This window comes from Gordonia sp. i37 (assembly GCF_002043085.1).
Taxonomy (GTDB): Bacteria; Actinomycetota; Actinomycetes; order Mycobacteriales; family Mycobacteriaceae; genus Gordonia; species Gordonia polyisoprenivorans.
This window is the reverse complement of the sequence record NZ_MVPX01000357.1, coordinates 19100-33595: the sequence shown is the minus strand read 5'-3', so window position 1 is coordinate 33595 and position 14496 is coordinate 19100. Positions and strand designations below refer to the sequence as shown.

The 14496-nt window shown below is 65.2% G+C and carries 15 protein-coding genes, 1 pseudogene and 1 CRISPR repeat array (1 of these 17 running past the window's edge); of the genes and pseudogenes, 14 read left to right on the top strand and 2 right to left on the bottom strand.

Going from position 1 to position 14496, the window contains the following annotated elements; genetic code table 11:
- A CRISPR array of direct repeats spans positions 1-1937; the repeat unit is 36 nt; unit sequence GTGCTCCCGGTCTTCACGGCCGGGTTCCATTGCAGC (it extends 3333 nt beyond the left edge of the window).
- Between the two features lie 133 nt (positions 1938-2070).
- Positions 2071-2400: a cupin domain-containing protein gene (locus B1964_RS17340; protein WP_079930640.1), complete on the bottom strand. Its 330-nt coding sequence runs from the start codon at positions 2398-2400 to the stop codon at positions 2071-2073.
- Positions 2401-2480: 80 nt separating this feature from the next.
- Positions 2481-3242, bottom strand: a complete 762-nt coding sequence (locus tag B1964_RS17335; protein WP_079930639.1) for a DUF2127 domain-containing protein — start codon at positions 3240-3242, stop codon at positions 2481-2483.
- Between the two features lie 37 nt (positions 3243-3279).
- On the opposite strand from B1964_RS17335, the gene B1964_RS17330 reads away from it, so the two are divergent.
- The 14 genes and pseudogenes from B1964_RS17330 (at position 3280) to ugpC (ending at position 14494) form a co-directional block, all read left to right on the top strand.
- Complete coding sequence (locus tag B1964_RS17330) at positions 3280-4041, top strand: hypothetical protein (RefSeq protein ID WP_079930638.1); 762 nt, start codon at positions 3280-3282, stop codon at positions 4039-4041.
- A 361-nt stretch (positions 4042-4402) separates the two neighbouring features.
- Positions 4403-4801, top strand: a complete 399-nt coding sequence (gene rpsH / locus B1964_RS17325) for a 30S ribosomal protein S8 (protein WP_006370416.1) — start codon at positions 4403-4405, stop codon at positions 4799-4801.
- A gap of 16 nt (positions 4802-4817) precedes the next feature.
- Positions 4818-5354 (top strand): 50S ribosomal protein L6, encoded by a 537-nt coding sequence (rplF, locus tag B1964_RS17320; protein ID WP_006370415.1) that lies wholly within the window; start codon positions 4818-4820, stop codon positions 5352-5354.
- 3 nt (positions 5355-5357) lie between these two features.
- Positions 5358-5762 carry a 50S ribosomal protein L18 gene (gene rplR / locus B1964_RS17315; protein ID WP_006370414.1) on the top strand — a complete coding sequence of 135 codons (405 nt, stop codon included), beginning with the start codon at positions 5358-5360 and terminating at the stop codon, positions 5760-5762.
- A gap of 43 nt (positions 5763-5805) precedes the next feature.
- On the top strand, positions 5806-6453 hold the full coding sequence (gene rpsE, locus B1964_RS17310; RefSeq protein ID WP_006370413.1) for a 30S ribosomal protein S5: 648 nt from the start codon (positions 5806-5808) through the stop codon (positions 6451-6453).
- Between the two features lie 5 nt (positions 6454-6458).
- On the top strand, positions 6459-6644 hold the full coding sequence (gene rpmD, locus B1964_RS17305; protein ID WP_006370412.1) for a 50S ribosomal protein L30: 186 nt from the start codon (positions 6459-6461) through the stop codon (positions 6642-6644).
- Positions 6641-7081, top strand: coding sequence for a 50S ribosomal protein L15 (rplO, locus tag B1964_RS17300; protein WP_006370411.1), 441 nt, complete (start codon positions 6641-6643; stop codon positions 7079-7081). The genes rpmD and rplO overlap by 4 nt, the downstream gene beginning before the upstream one ends.
- Positions 7082-7415: 334 nt before the next feature.
- Positions 7416-8738: a preprotein translocase subunit SecY gene (gene secY, locus B1964_RS17295; protein WP_006370409.1), complete on the top strand. Its 1323-nt coding sequence runs from the start codon at positions 7416-7418 to the stop codon at positions 8736-8738.
- Positions 8735-9289, top strand: coding sequence for an adenylate kinase (locus B1964_RS17290; protein WP_014360943.1), 555 nt, complete (start codon positions 8735-8737; stop codon positions 9287-9289). Before secY ends, B1964_RS17290 begins: the two co-directional genes overlap by 4 nt.
- A 27-nt stretch (positions 9290-9316) precedes the next feature.
- Positions 9317-10072 (top strand): annotated as a pseudogene (map, locus tag B1964_RS17285) (type I methionyl aminopeptidase); the annotation flags it as partial.
- 132 nt (positions 10073-10204) lie between these two features.
- The gene (locus B1964_RS17280) at positions 10205-11122 is read left to right on the top strand and encodes a sugar ABC transporter permease (protein WP_020170473.1); all 918 of its coding nucleotides are present in this window, start codon (positions 10205-10207) and stop codon (positions 11120-11122) included.
- Positions 11119-12039: a carbohydrate ABC transporter permease gene (locus B1964_RS17275; protein WP_006370401.1), complete on the top strand. Its 921-nt coding sequence runs from the start codon at positions 11119-11121 to the stop codon at positions 12037-12039. Before B1964_RS17280 ends, B1964_RS17275 begins: the two co-directional genes overlap by 4 nt.
- A gap of 80 nt (positions 12040-12119) precedes the next feature.
- Positions 12120-13430, top strand: a complete 1311-nt coding sequence (locus B1964_RS17270) for an ABC transporter substrate-binding protein (RefSeq protein WP_079930651.1) — start codon at positions 12120-12122, stop codon at positions 13428-13430.
- Positions 13430-14494, top strand: a complete 1065-nt coding sequence (gene ugpC / locus B1964_RS17265; RefSeq protein ID WP_079930636.1) for a sn-glycerol-3-phosphate ABC transporter ATP-binding protein UgpC — start codon at positions 13430-13432, stop codon at positions 14492-14494. Before B1964_RS17270 ends, ugpC begins: the two co-directional genes overlap by 1 nt.
- The last annotated feature ends 2 nt before the right edge of the window (positions 14495-14496 follow it).

The following is a 14496-nucleotide window of genomic DNA, read 5'->3' as shown; positions in this document are numbered from 1 at the left end:
CTTCACGGCCGGGTTCCATTGCAGCGAGCGCGGCCTCGATGGTGGCCTGATCGATGCGTGGGCTGTGCTCCCGGTCTTCACGGCCGGGTTCCATTGCAGCGTCGGCGGGATGAGCGAGTTCCCGATCCCGGACCCTCCAGTGCTCCCGGTCTTCACGGCCGGGTTCCATTGCAGCTTGTAGAGCTTCTTGATCTGCTCACGCTTACGGGCGCTCGTGCTCCCGGTCTTCACGGCCGGGTTCCATTGCAGCTGGCTCATGTTGAGCGCGACGGCGCCGCTGGCGGCAGGGTGCTCCCGGTCTTCACGGCCGGGTTCCATTGCAGCTGCTGCTGCTGGAACAGCCCCACGCTGGTGCCGTCGGGTGCTCCCGGTCTTCACGGCCGGGTTCCATTGCAGCACCGTCTGCGACGAGGACGGCGAGGACATCTTCGACCAGGTGCTCCCGGTCTTCACGGCCGGGTTCCATTGCAGCCAGTTCGGCTCGCTCGAATGGGACCCGTCTGGCGCGGGTGCTCCCGGTCTTCACGGCCGGGTTCCATTGCAGCGGATACATGACAAACACGGAACATGAACTGAAAGAAGTGCTCCCGGTCTTCACGGCCGGGTTCCATTGCAGCAGAAGGGTGTCGATTGCACCACCGATCGACCCGACCTCGTGCTCCCGGTCTTCACGGCCGGGTTCCATTGCAGCTCGAGCTGCCCGAAGAAGTAGTCGCGCTCACGCCGGGGTGCTCCCGGTCTTCACGGCCGGGTTCCATTGCAGCGTCTGCGAGATGCGGTCGCCGTGTTTCCAGCCGCGCGGGTGCTCCCGGTCTTCACGGCCGGGTTCCATTGCAGCGACCCCGACGGGATTCACTACACCCCCGACGGCACCAAGTGCTCCCGGTCTTCACGGCCGGGTTCCATTGCAGCGGGCGGCTCGCCGGGCAACGAGACGGCAGGTGTTCGAGTGCTCCCGGTCTTCACGGCCGGGTTCCATTGCAGCTGAGATTCGTTGCGGCTGCTCGGCCCACCATTGGCGCGTGCTCCCGGTCTTCACGGCCGGGTTCCATTGCAGCCGTATCCGCGAGATCAACAAGTTGCTGGCTGTGGCGAGAAGTGCTCCCGGTCTTCACGGCCGGGTTCCATTGCAGCGGCCAACAGCTCGGCGGGATCGGTGCGGACGCGCTGTGTGCTCCCGGTCTTCACGGCCGGGTTCCATTGCAGCTGGGCCGGCGGCACAGTCCCGGGTGTCGGCAACACGTGCTCCCGGTCTTCACGGCCGGGTTCAATTGCAGCGCCGATTCGGCGCTGGGTAGTCGCGGGCGCGGTGTGGTGCTCCCGGTCTTCACGGCCGGGTTCCATTGCAGCCCGGGGGTTGCGAATCGTTCGATGACGGGCTCACCCCGTCGTGCTCCCGGTCTTCACGGCCGGGTTCCATTGCAGCGCGGGTGCGATGGTCGCCAACGACGGCACGGTGGACGTGCTCCCGGTCTTCACGGCCGGGTTCCATTGCAGCTCGATCTGGATCGCTCCGTCGAGTTCGGTGACCTTCGTGCTCCCGGTCTCCACGGCCGGGTTCCATTGCAGCGAGATCAAGAAGGCCAAGGGTTTCATCGAGCGTGCGGGGTGCTCCCGGTCTTCACGGCCGGGTTCCATTGCAGCGTCCCGGGCGCGGTGAACACCGCCTGCTGGGAGGTGTCGTGCTCCCGGTCTTCACGGCCGGGTTCCATTGCAGCGTTCTGACGTCCGAGGCCAAGGAGCTCTCGACACCCCGGTGCTCCCGGTCTTCACGGCCGGGTTCCATTGCAGCGAGCAGGTTCCGCATGTTGCGCAGGTCGATGGGCCGGTGCTCCCGGGCCTTCATGGCCAGGTTTCATTGAGGTCCAAAGAACTGGGTGGACGTGTTACCGCTCACCCGCGTGCTCCCGGTCTTCAGGCCCCGAGTTCCATTTGAGTTCACGGAGCGATCTACAGCTACGATCAGCACGCTTTCGTCTTCGCCGCCGGGTGTCATCGGGAGGTAAGGCACCACCTGAGCGAAGTGGAGTGTAGTTAGGTGTGTTGGGTCTCTCCAGCGACCCGAAAGCCCTACCCCGTGATCACCGTCAGCAGAATCGCCGAATCCTGTTGTGCCGACAGCCTGTGCCGCGCGTCGGGCAGCATCACCAGATCGCCCCGACGCCCCTTCCAGACATCGTCGCCGGCGGTGATGGTCACCCGGCCGTGCAGCACCTGCACGCTGCCCTCCGCGGGGCTCTCGTGTTCGGCCAGTTCACGCCCGGCCACCAGGGCGATGACGGTGTGCCGAAGCCGATGTGAGGAGTCGCCGTGCAGGGTCTGCGCCGCCCGGCCGCTGCGGCTGCGGTGGGCGGTCCCGATCAGTTGGTCGACGAGCGAGGTCAGGTGGCTGGTGTCCATGCCTTCACTCTTGCACCCGGGGGCCGGGTTCGGAACCAACCGCGAGGGAACTGTGGATCGTGCCTTTCGGCGGCTGTGGATCAGTGTCCGTCGGCGACGGCTGCCCGCTCGACCGTCAGCAGACTCTCGGCGCTGTGCTGGGCGTGGTAGGCCTCCCCGCCGCCGCGCACCCCGAACAGGCGTTTGCTCCAGATCAGCCAGATGACCGCGGCCACGTTGACGGCGAGCAACAGCACCTTGAACACCGTCACACGCTCGACGAGTTCGTAGACCTCGAGCGGGATGAAGATGCTGGTGACGATCACCGCAAAGTACTCGCCCCATCGTTTGGCGAACCACAAACCGAAAGCCTCGACGAATTGGCTTGCGCCATAAGCGAGCAGGGCGCATCCGACAAGGACGATCGTCGTGCTCGAGAGCGTCGTCGCCTTCTCGATCCAGCTGACGACCTTGGAATCGTCGATGTTCCAGCCGATTTGGTCGGCGATCGGCCGCAACAAGGGCAGCTCGGCGTCGAACTTCTCCTGCAGGGTCTGCTGGCTGTGGCGTAGCTCGATGACGAAGACCCCCGCGAGCACCAGGAACAGGCCGCGGAGCAGCCGCTCGACGGCCAGCACCCGCATGATGATCAGGTCGCGCAGCAGCGCGCCGCGTGGAACCTCGGGTGCGTGGTCGGCGGGACCGCTGCGTCGGGGCTCACCCACGGCGAAGTCGCCGCATCGCAGACACCGCCACGCCTGGCCGGCGGCGCTGTCGACGTGCAGGCGATCGGCGAGTTCGGACTCGTCGGGGCGATAGGTCTCGTGACCGCGCAGGCCGCATGACAACACTTCCCAGTTCACTTCGGCAGACTAACGCCGAACCCGCCGCACGGGGCCGATGGTCATCCGGTCGGTCGAGCCGATCTCGACCGCCGGCGGCTTCGGCGCCGCTACCCTCACCGACATGAGCCGGCGTCTCGGGGATCGAAAGGTGATGGTGGTGGTCTGGGGGAGCGGGCAGCTACTGACCCCGACATTTCGAGCCGACTGCGCGTCCGCGGGAGTCCGACGTCTCCAGATCAACATCTCCGACGACGCGGTGCAGGGGGCGATGCGGATCTCCACCTTCGACCCGCCGATCGATGCGGTGATCAGCGTGTGGGCCCCTGATGCCGCCGCAGCGCTCGAGAGCATCGACGCACATGTGGACAGCTTCGCGGCGTGGGAGGTGCAGACCCGTGCGCCGCTCGACCCGACGCCGACCGCCGACGGCACGCGCGTCGACGCACTGGCCAATATCGCCCTCCTGCGACGGCCGCAGGATCTCGCCTATGACGAATGGTTGCGGATCTGGCTCGATGAGCACACACAGGTGGCCATCGACACCCAGGCGACTTTCGGCTACTACCAGAACATCGTCGAGCGTTGTCTGACAACGGATTCCGGTGACCGAGGAGATGTGCGGGTGACCGGCATCGTCGAAGAGCTGTTCCCGATGGCGGCCATCTCCGATCCCCACGCGTTCTATGGCAGCGATGGCGACGACGAAGAACTGCAGCGGCGGCTGACCGCCATGCTGGCCAGCGTCGCGCGCTTCGGCGCCGACCGGGAACTCGACGTCGTGCCGACCTCGCGATACGACTTCTCACTCACGCCCTGAGCGCTGTCGCGGTGGAGACGGGCGCTGTCGCGGTGGACAGGGGCGCTGTCGCGGTGGGGACGGGCGCTGTCGCGGTGGAGACGGCGCTGCCGGCGGCGATTTGGGTCTGGCCAGCGAATTCTCTACACTAGACCGGTTGCCTGTGCACCTCAGGTGCCAGGGACTCACCACACGTACGCGTGTGGACCACAACTGAACAGTCTCCGGTGCTGGTGAAAAGCCAAGGGCATCGGCGACGAGAACAGATAACAACTATCCACTTCGTGGAAGGCCCACCGCAGGTCAGGGGAGCGATCCTCTGGAGTCACATCGCTGACCGGCGCTGTATGGGAACCGCTACGAGAAAGGTTGACGGTCAACCATGACCATGACTGACCCGATCGCAGACTTCTTGACACGTCTGCGTAACGCCAATTCGGCGTTCCACGACGAGGTGACTCTTCCCTCGTCGAAGATCAAGGTGAACATCGCCGAGATCCTCAAGCGTGAGGGCTACATCACCGACTACCGCACCGAAGATGCGGAGGTCGGCAAGAACCTCGTCGTCGCCCTCAAGTACGGCCCCTCGCGGGAGCGCAGCATCGCCGGTCTGCGCCGCGTGTCCAAGCCGGGTCTGCGGGTGTATGCCAAGTCCACCAACCTGCCCAAGGTCCTGGGTGGCCTCGGCGTGGCCATCATCTCCACGTCGTCCGGTCTGCTCACCGATCGCCAGGCAGCCAACCAGGGCGTGGGCGGCGAAGTCCTCGCCTACGTCTGGTAAGGGGAGGTACACAAACATGTCGCGTATCGGTAAGAACCCGATCGAGATCCCCGCGGGCGTCACCGTCTCCATCGACGGCCAGACCATCACCGTCAAGGGACCCAAGGGCGAACTCAGCCACACCGTCACCGCGCCGATCACCGTCGCGCAGGAAGACGCCACCATCGTGGTCACCCGGCCCAACGACGAGCGCCGCAACCGTGCCCTGCACGGCCTGAACCGCTCGCTGGTCGCCAACCTCGTGGAGGGCGTGACCAAGGGCTACACCAACAAGATGGAAATCTTCGGTGTCGGCTACCGCGTCCAGGCCAAGGGCAAGGACCTCGAGTTCGCGCTCGGTTACAGCCATCCCGTGCCGATCGAGGCTCCCGAGGGCATCACCTTTGCCGTCGAGTCGCCCACCAAGTTCTCGGTGTCGGGTATCGACAAGCAGCAAGTCGGCCAGATCTCGGCGAACATCCGCCGCCTGCGTCGCCCGGACCCGTACAAGGGCAAGGGCATTCGCTACGAAGGCGAGCAGATCCGTCGCAAGGTCGGAAAGACGGGTAAGTAAGCCATGAGTGATACAGCAGCCAAGACAGTCCGCAAGCCCCTCGGCAAGGATGTGTCGACCCGCCGTCGCACCGCGACCAACCGTCGTCACTTCCGCCTGCGCAAGAAGGTCGCCGGCACGCCGGTGCGTCCGCGTCTCGCGGTCAAGCGCAGCAGCCGCCACATCCACGTGCAGCTGATCGACGACCTCGCCGGCCACACGCTGGCCGCGGCGTCGACCATCGAGGCCGACGTCCGCGCGGCCGGTGGCGACAAGTCCGCCCAGGCCCGCAAGGTCGGCGAGCTGATCGCCGAGCGCGCCAAGGCCGCCGGCATCGACGCCGTCGTGTTCGACCGTGGTGGCAAGGACTACCACGGCCGGATCGCCGCGCTCGCCGACGCCGCCCGTGAGGGAGGCCTGCAGTTCTGATGATGACCACACGTACCCAAACCAAGACCGGAGGGATCCTCTGATGCCCGGACGTCAGCGTGACGGCGGAAACGGACCCGCCGGAAACGACAACAACAACAACGCAAGCGGAGACCGCAACGATCGCCGGGGCGGCCGTGACCGTCGCGGCGGTGACCGCGGTGGCCGCGACAACGACCGCAACCAGCTCGAGCGGGTCGTCGCGATCAACCGTGTCTCCAAGGTGGTCAAGGGTGGCCGCCGGTTCTCCTTCACCGCTCTCGTGGTGGTCGGCGACGGCCAGGGCATGGTCGGTGTCGGCTACGGCAAGGCCAAGGAAGTCCCGGCCGCGATCCAGAAGGGCGTCGAAGAGGCTCGCAAGAACTTCTTCCGCGTGCCGCTGATCGGTGGCACCGTGACCCACCCGGTTCAGGGTGAGGCCGCCGCCGGTGTCGTGATGCTGCGTCCGGCCAGCCCCGGTACCGGTGTGATCGCCGGTGGCGCGGTGCGTGCCGTGCTCGAGTGCGCGGGCGTCCATGACGTGCTCGCCAAGAGCCTCGGCTCGGACAACGCGATCAACGTCGTCCACGCCACCGTGGCCGCCCTGAAGATGCTGCAGCGTCCGGAAGAGGTCGCGGCTCGTCGTGGTCTCCCCATCGAAGACGTGGCACCGGCCGGTATGCTCCGCGCCCGTGCCGGCCAGGGAGTGTGAGAGAGATGGCACAGCTGAAGATCACCCAGGTCAAGGGCACCATCGGTACCAAGAAGAACCAGCGTGACAGCCTGCGGACGCTCGGCCTCAAGGGCATCCGCAAGTCGGTCACCCGCGAGGACACCCCGATCAACCGCGGTCTGATCAACGTGGTTTCGCACCTCGTGACAGTCGAAGAGGTTAAGTCATGACCATCAAGCTCCACCATCTTCGCCCCGCTCCGGGCGCGAAGACCGACAAGACCCGTGTGGGTCGCGGCGAGGGCTCCAAGGGCAAGACCGCCGGCCGCGGCACCAAGGGCACCAAGGCACGCAAGAACGTGCCCGCCGCCTTCGAGGGTGGCCAGATGCCGATCCACATGCGGCTGCCGAAGCTCAAGGGCTTCACCAACCGCAACCGGATCGAGTATCAGGTCGTCAACGTCGGCGACATCGCCCGTCTGTTCCCGCAGGGCGGCACCATCGGCGTCGACGAGCTCGTCGCCGCCGGAGCCGTCCGCAAGAACAAGCTCGTGAAGGTCCTCGGCGACGGTGAACTCGGTGTGGCGGTCAACGTCACCGCCGACAAATTCACCGCATCGGCCAAGGAGAAGATCGCCGCTGCCGGTGGCAGCGCGACCGAGCAGTAAGAAAAAATGCAGGTAGCCGAGGTCCGTAGCGGATGCGACACCGCGTCGTCGCCGCTGCGGACCTCGGCGTCGGGGCACCCGGCCGACCACGACGTCTATTGTGGTCACCGGCGCCCGGGGGGATGACGTCCGAGCGTCGGCCGCCATCGGAAGGTGGCGGCCGCGACGGCCGTGCCCGGCCGACGACGTCACACCAGACGTCGGACGGGCCGCGGGCGAGCGGCTGTTAGAGTTTCACCGTTGTTGCCCCGCAACCACTGATCAATGTCGATTGCCGAGCACGTGAGCCGGACACCCGGTGCAAGATGACGCGTGGTCGTTCTAGGAGGAATTAGTGCTCTCCCCCCTCATCGCGGCCTTCAGGACGCCCGATCTGAGGAAGAAGATCCTCTTCGTCATCGGCATCATCGTGCTGTATCGCCTGGGGGCGACGGTTCCCTCACCGGGCGTGAACTACGTCGAGGTGCACAAGTGCATCGACACCATCAACAGTGGTGGCGGCAACCAGGTCTATTCGCTGATCAACTTGTTCTCCGGCGGCGCACTGCTGCAGCTGTCGGTGTTCGCGATCGGCATCATGCCCTACATCACGGCCAGCATCATCGTGCAGTTGCTGACGGTGGTCATCCCGCGCTTCGAGCAGCTCCGCAAGGAGGGCCAGTCGGGTCAGGCCAAGATGACGCAGTACACCCGCTACCTGACGGTCGCGCTGGCGTTGCTGCAGTCCACCGGCATCGTGGCACTCGCCGTGCGCGGCAACCTGCTGCCCTCGAGTTGCGGCGACAACATCCTCAACGACAAGTCGATCCTGGGCCTGACGATCATCGTCCTGGTGATGACCGCAGGCGCCTGCCTGGTGATGTGGTTCGGTGAGCTGATCACCGAACGCGGCATCGGCAACGGCATGTCGCTACTGATCTTCGCGGGCATCGCCGCCCGTATCCCCGCCGAGGGACGCACGATCCTCACCAGCCGAGGCGGCCTGGTCTTCGGGCTCGTCGTGGTCGCGGTGCTCATCATCGTCGCCGGTGTGGTCTTCATCGAGCAGGGCCAGCGGCGCATCCCGGTGCAGTACGCCAAGCGCATGGTGGGCCGCAAGATGTACGGCGGGTCGTCGACCTACCTGCCGCTCAAGGTCAACCAGGCCGGCGTCATCCCGGTCATCTTCGCCTCGTCACTGCTTTATCTGCCGCAGCTCATCGTGCAGCTCACGCAGAGCTCGTCGGAGGCGCCGTCGGGCTGGCAGCGTTGGGTCAGCACCTATCTCGCCGACCCGAGCAACTACGTCTACATCATCGTGTACTTCCTGATGATCATCTTCTTCACGTACTTCTACGTGGCGGTGACCTTCAATCCGGAGGAACGTGCCGATGACATGAAGAAGTACGGTGGCTTCATCCCGGGTATCCGCCCGGGGCAACCGACCGCGGACTACCTCGGGTATGTGCTCAGTCGCATCACCCTGCCGGGTTCGATCTACCTGGGTATCATCGCGGTACTGCCGAACCTGTTCCTGGAGATCGGGAACAGTGGTGGTGTTCAGAACCTGCCATTTGGGGGCACGGCCGTGTTGATCATGGTCGGCGTGGGACTGGACACGATGAAGCAGGTCAACAGTCAATTGATGCAACGCAAGTACGAAGGATTCCTGAAGTGAGACTTGTCATTCTCGGCCCCCCCGGAGCAGGCAAAGGTACCCAGGCGGAACTGTTGAGCGAATCGCTCGGCATCCCGCACATCTCCACCGGTGATCTGTTCCGCGCCAACATCTCACAGGGCACCGCCGTGGGCATCGAAGCCAAGCGGTATCTCGACGCCGGTGACCTCGTGCCCTCGGAGATCACCGTAGACATGGTGCGCGCCCGGGTCGGCGAGCCGGATGCGTCGAAGGGATTCATCCTCGACGGATTCCCGCGGTCGACCGAGCAGGCCGACGCCCTAGCCGAGATCCTCGACGGTCTCGATTCCTCGCTGGATGCGGTGCTGTCGTTCGTGGTCGACCCCGACGTCGTCGTCGAGCGCATGCTGGCCCGTGGCCGTGCCGATGACACCGAAGAGGTCATCCGCAATCGGATGTCGGTGTATCAGAAGGAGACCGCGCCGCTGCTGGACTACTACGGCGATCAGGTGAAGACGATCGACGCGGTCGGCGACATCCAGGACGTGCATCAGCGGGTGCTGAGCGCACTCGGTGCCGGCGTCTCCTGACGTCCACCGACACAAGTATTTTCCGGCGCCGGGGAACTCGACGCGATGGAAGCCGCCGGTGCCGTCGTGGGTGCCGCGCTCGTTGCCGTGCGCGCGGCGGCAGCGCCCGGGGTGAGCACCCTCGAACTCGACGAGGTCGCCGAGACCGTGATCCGTCAGGCCGGGGCGGTGCCGTCGTTCAAGGGCTACCACGGATTCCCGGGATCGATCTGCTCGTCGGTCAACGACGTGGTGGTGCACGGAATCCCGTCGAGCACTGTCATTCTCGCCGAGGGCGATCTGGTCTCGATCGATTGCGGTGCCATTCTCGATGGCTGGCACGGGGATTCGGCCTGGACCTTCGGGGTCGGTGAACTGTCGCAGGCCGATGCCGAGCTCTCCGAGGCAACCCGGCTGTCGATGGAGGCCGGGATCGCCGCCATGATCGACGGCGCACGCCTCACCGACATCTCGCACGCCATCGAGACCGGCACCCACGACGCCGAGCGAAAGTTCGATCGTGCGTTCGGGATCGTCGACGGCTATGGCGGTCACGGTATCGGTCGTGAGATGCACATGGAACCGTTCCTGGCCAATGAGGGTGCGCCCGGCTCGGGCCCCCTGCTCGTCGTCGGGTCGACCCTCGCGATCGAGCCGATGCTCACCCTGGGCACGACCGAGACAAGCGTTCTCGACGACGACTGGACGGTCGTCACCGACGACGGCTCGCGTGCCGCACATTGGGAGCACACCGTGGCGGTCACCGCCGACGGGCCGCGAATCCTCACCAACCGACCGTCCTGATCTTTCGGCCCAGCTGACCGCGGCGACGCGCCGTATCCGATTCAGGCGGCGACACCTGCCGGACACGTATCGCTCACCGGCGCTCAACGCAGCCGTTCGCGTCCGGTCAGGCGCCGGCTGAATACTCGCCGGGTGCCATCGGTGAACGAACATGTGCTGCCCCGCGCGGGCCGGCGTCGGCCGTGGAAGTCCTATGCCCTGTTCCTTGCCATCGTGGGCCCCAATCTCGTTCTGCTGGCGGTGTTCACCTATCGGCCGCTGATCGAGAACATCCGGATGTCGTTCTACGACTGGAACATCTCCTCGCCCGGCTCGACGTTCATCGGCCTCGCGAACTATCGCGAATGGTTCACCCGTGAGGACACCGCGACCATCGTCGTGAACACGGTGGTGTTCACCGTCGTCGCGGTCGTCGGCAGCATGGCCCTCGGACTGGCGCTGGCGTTACTGCTCGATCGGCAGCTCAAGGGCCGAAACCTGGTGCGGTCGGTGGTTTTTGCCCCGTTCGTGCTGTCGGGCGCGGCGGTCGGCATCGCCTTCCAGTTCGTGTTCGACCCGAATTTCGGCCTGATCAACGACCTGATGCATCGGCTCGGACTGGGGTCGGCGCCGGACTTCTATCAGCAACCCCACTGGGCGCTGTTCATGATCACCGTCACCTACGTGTGGAAGAACCTCGGATACGCGTTCGTGATCTATCTCGCTGCGCTACAGGGTAAACGGGCAGATCTCGACGAGGCGGCAGCCGTCGACGGCGCCTCGGGCTGGACACATTTCCGCAAGGTGCTCCTGCCGCAGCTGCGTCCGACGACGTTCTTCCTTTCGATCACCGTGTTGCTCAACTCATTACAGGTCTTCGACATCATCAACGTGATGACCCGCGGTGGTCCCCTGGGTAACGGCACGACGACGATGGTCTACCAGGTCTACGAGGAGACCTTCCGCAACTTCCGCGCCGGGTACGGTGCGACCGTCGCCACCATCATGTTCCTGATCCTGCTCGTGGTCACCGTCGCCCAGGTACGGCTGATGGATCGAGGCGCACGATGACCTCGACCACGGACACACCGGTTGCGGACGCGCACCGACGCGGCGGGGCGATCGTCTCCGACGAGCGCGGACGGATTGCCGTACGTGCGCGCAGGCGTCGGCGGACGGTGCAGGTGCTGGGTTATCTCGCGATGCTCGTCGCGTTGGCCGTCGTCGTGGTGCCCCTGGCGTGGATCGTGTTGACCTCCTTCAAGGATCGATCCGAGATCTACGTACAGCCCGCGGTGTGGTGGCCCTCGACGTGGCATCCCGAGAACTACCGGGAGGCCACCACCTCGGTGCCGTTCTGGCAGTTCCTGCGCAACTCGCTGATCGTCACGCTGATCCTCGGTGTCATCAAGTTCGTGCTCGGCGTGCTCAGCGCCTACGGTCTGGTCTTCTTGCGATTCCCGGGCAAGAACCTCGTGTTCCTGGTGATCATCGCGGCGCTGATGGTGCCAAATCAGATCACCGTCATCACCAACTACTCGCTGGTCGCCCAACTCGGTTTCCGCAACACCTTCGCCGGGATCATCGTGCCGCTGGCCGGGGTCGCGTTCGGAACCTTCTTGATGCGCAACCACTTTCTGTCGATCCCACCGGAGATCATCGAGGCCGCCCGCATGGACGGCGCCGGGCACATCCGGTTGCTCGTGCGTGTGGTGTTGCCGTTGTCGATTCCGACGATGGTGGCGTTCGCCCTCATCACCCTCGTCAACGAATGGAACGAATACCTGTGGCCGTTCTTGATGGCCGACGACTACAGCGTGGCGACACTGCCGGTGGGACTGACGCAGCTGCAGAACAACGACGGCGTCACCAACTGGGGACCGGTGATGGCCGCGACGGTCCTGGCGATGCTGCCGATGCTGATCGTCTTTCTCGCACTCCAACGCCACATGATCAAGGGCCTGACCTCCGGTGCGGTCAAGGGGTGATCGCGTACACCGTTGTGGCCCCACCTGTTTGACCATCCCGACCCACTCTCATCACTCATCACACATCCAGGAGAATGCGCATGACCGACTTGACCCGCCGTGGATTCCTCGGCGCCGGACTGACCGTGGCCGCTGCGGCCGCCCTCGCTGCATGTGCCGGCTCGGGTGGCGGCTCGAGCAATGACGGTGATCCCAACAACCTGACCTTCTGGTCGAACCATCCCGGCAAGTCGACCGACGTCGAGAAGGAACTCATCAAGCAGTTCGAGGCGGCCAACCCGGGCATCAAGGTGCAGTTGATCGATGCGGGAAAGAACTACGAGGAGGCGGCGCAGAAGTTCAACGCCGCACTGTCGGGCGGCGCACTGCCCGACATCATCATCCTCAGCGATGTGTGGTGGTTCAACTTCGCCCTGATCGGTGCGATCGCACCGCTCGACGACCTCTTCGGCAAGGCTGGCGTCGATCCGTCGGGCTACGTCGATTCCCTTGTCGGCGACTACAAGTGGAACAACAAGACGTGGGCGCTGCCGTACGCGCGGTCGACCCCGCTGTTCTACTACAACGCCGATGTGTGGAGCCAGGCCGGGCTGCCCGCCCGCGGTCCGGCGTCGTGGCAGGAGTTCGCCGAGTGGGGTCCGCGCATCCAGTCGGTGGTGGGCTCGGGCAAGTCGGCGCACGGGTGGGGCAACGCCGTGGACTACCTGGGCTGGACCTTCCAAGGCCCCACCTGGACTTTCGGTGGGGCCTACTCCGACGACTGGACGATGACCTTCACCGACCCGAAAACCGTTGCCGCTGCCCAGTATCTGAGCGACACGATCAACAAGGACCGGTACGCGAAGATCTCCAACGACATCGCCGGTGATTTCAGCGCGGGACTCCTCGCCTCGACGGTCGCCTCCACCGGTGACCTCTCGGGCATCACCTCGGATGCGAAATTCCGGTTCTCGACGGCGTTCCTTCCGGCCCCGGACGGCACGATCGGTTGTCCGACCGGGGGTGCGGGACTGGCCATCCCGGCCCGCAATTCCGACGAGCGCAAGGTCAACGCGCTGAAGTTCATCGACTTCATCACCAACACCGACAACACGGCCTACTTCTCGCAGAACGTCGGTTACATGCCGGTGCGCAAGGCGGCGGTCACCGCGCCGTCGATGACCGCATTCCTGGACAAGAACCCCAACTTCCGGACTGCGATCGAACAACTGCCGAAGACCAAGCCGCAGAACTACGCTCGGGTGTTCATTCCCGGCGGCGACAAGATCATCGGCACCGGTTTCGAGAAGATCGGTCTGCAGAACGCCGACGTCGCCGCGACGATGGCCGATACGCAGAAGCAGATCGAGCAGATCTACACCACCCAGATCCAGCCGAAGCTGCCCAAGTAATGGCTTCGGTCACCTACGCCAAGGCCACCAAGCGATTCGGCGACGGTTCGCCCGCCGTCGATGCCCTTGACCTCGAGATCGCCGACGGCGAGTTCATGGTGCTCGTCGGCCCGTCGGGTTGTGGCAAGTCGACGAGCCTGCGCATGGTCGCCGGCCTCGAGTCGGTGGAATCGGGCGCCATTCTCATCGACGACGCCGATGTCGTCGGTCTGCCGCCGAAGTCCCGTGACGTGGCGATGGTGTTCCAGAATTATGCGCTGTACCCGAACATGACGGTCGCCGACAACATGGGTTTCGCCTTGCGCAACGCCGGGATGAGCAAGGCCGACACCGCCGTCCGGGTCAACGAGGTGGCGGCGATGCTCGAGCTCGACGCGCTGCTCGACCGCAAACCCGCGAAACTGTCCGGCGGGCAACGTCAACGGGTCGCGATGGGTCGGGCGATCGTCCGGCACCCCAAGGTGTTCTGCATGGATGAACCACTGTCGAATCTCGACGCGAAGCTGCGTGTGAGCACACGTGCGCAAATCGCCGCGCTGCAGCGCAAGCTGGACACCACCACGCTCTACGTCACCCATGATCAGGTCGAGGCGATGACCATGGGCGATCGGGTGGCGGTCCTCGATCGCGGTGTGCTGCAACAGGTCGGGACGCCGCGGGAGATCTATCGGCATCCGGCCAATGTCTTCGTCGCCGGTTTCATGGGCACGCCACAGATGTGTCTGATCGACGTCGAGGTGCACGACGGGCACGTCGATCTCGGTGGTGCCGACCTGCCGGCGCCGCGGGCGGTGCCGGGGAAGGCGGTGGTCGGGATGCGCGCCGAATCCTGGGAGCTGGTCGCGGCCGGGACACCGCGGTCGGTGACTGCACGGGTCGAACTGGTCGAAGAACTCGGCGCCGAGCAATTTGTCTACAGCGCAGCCGGTCTGCCGGTGCGCGACGGGCGGGTGGTGGTGCGTGCCGATCACCGGCAGATGTTCACCGTCGGTGACGAGATCGGTCTGCTGCCCGTCGCCGACGAGGTGCACTGGTTCGACGGACAGACGGGGGAGCGGGTGTGAGA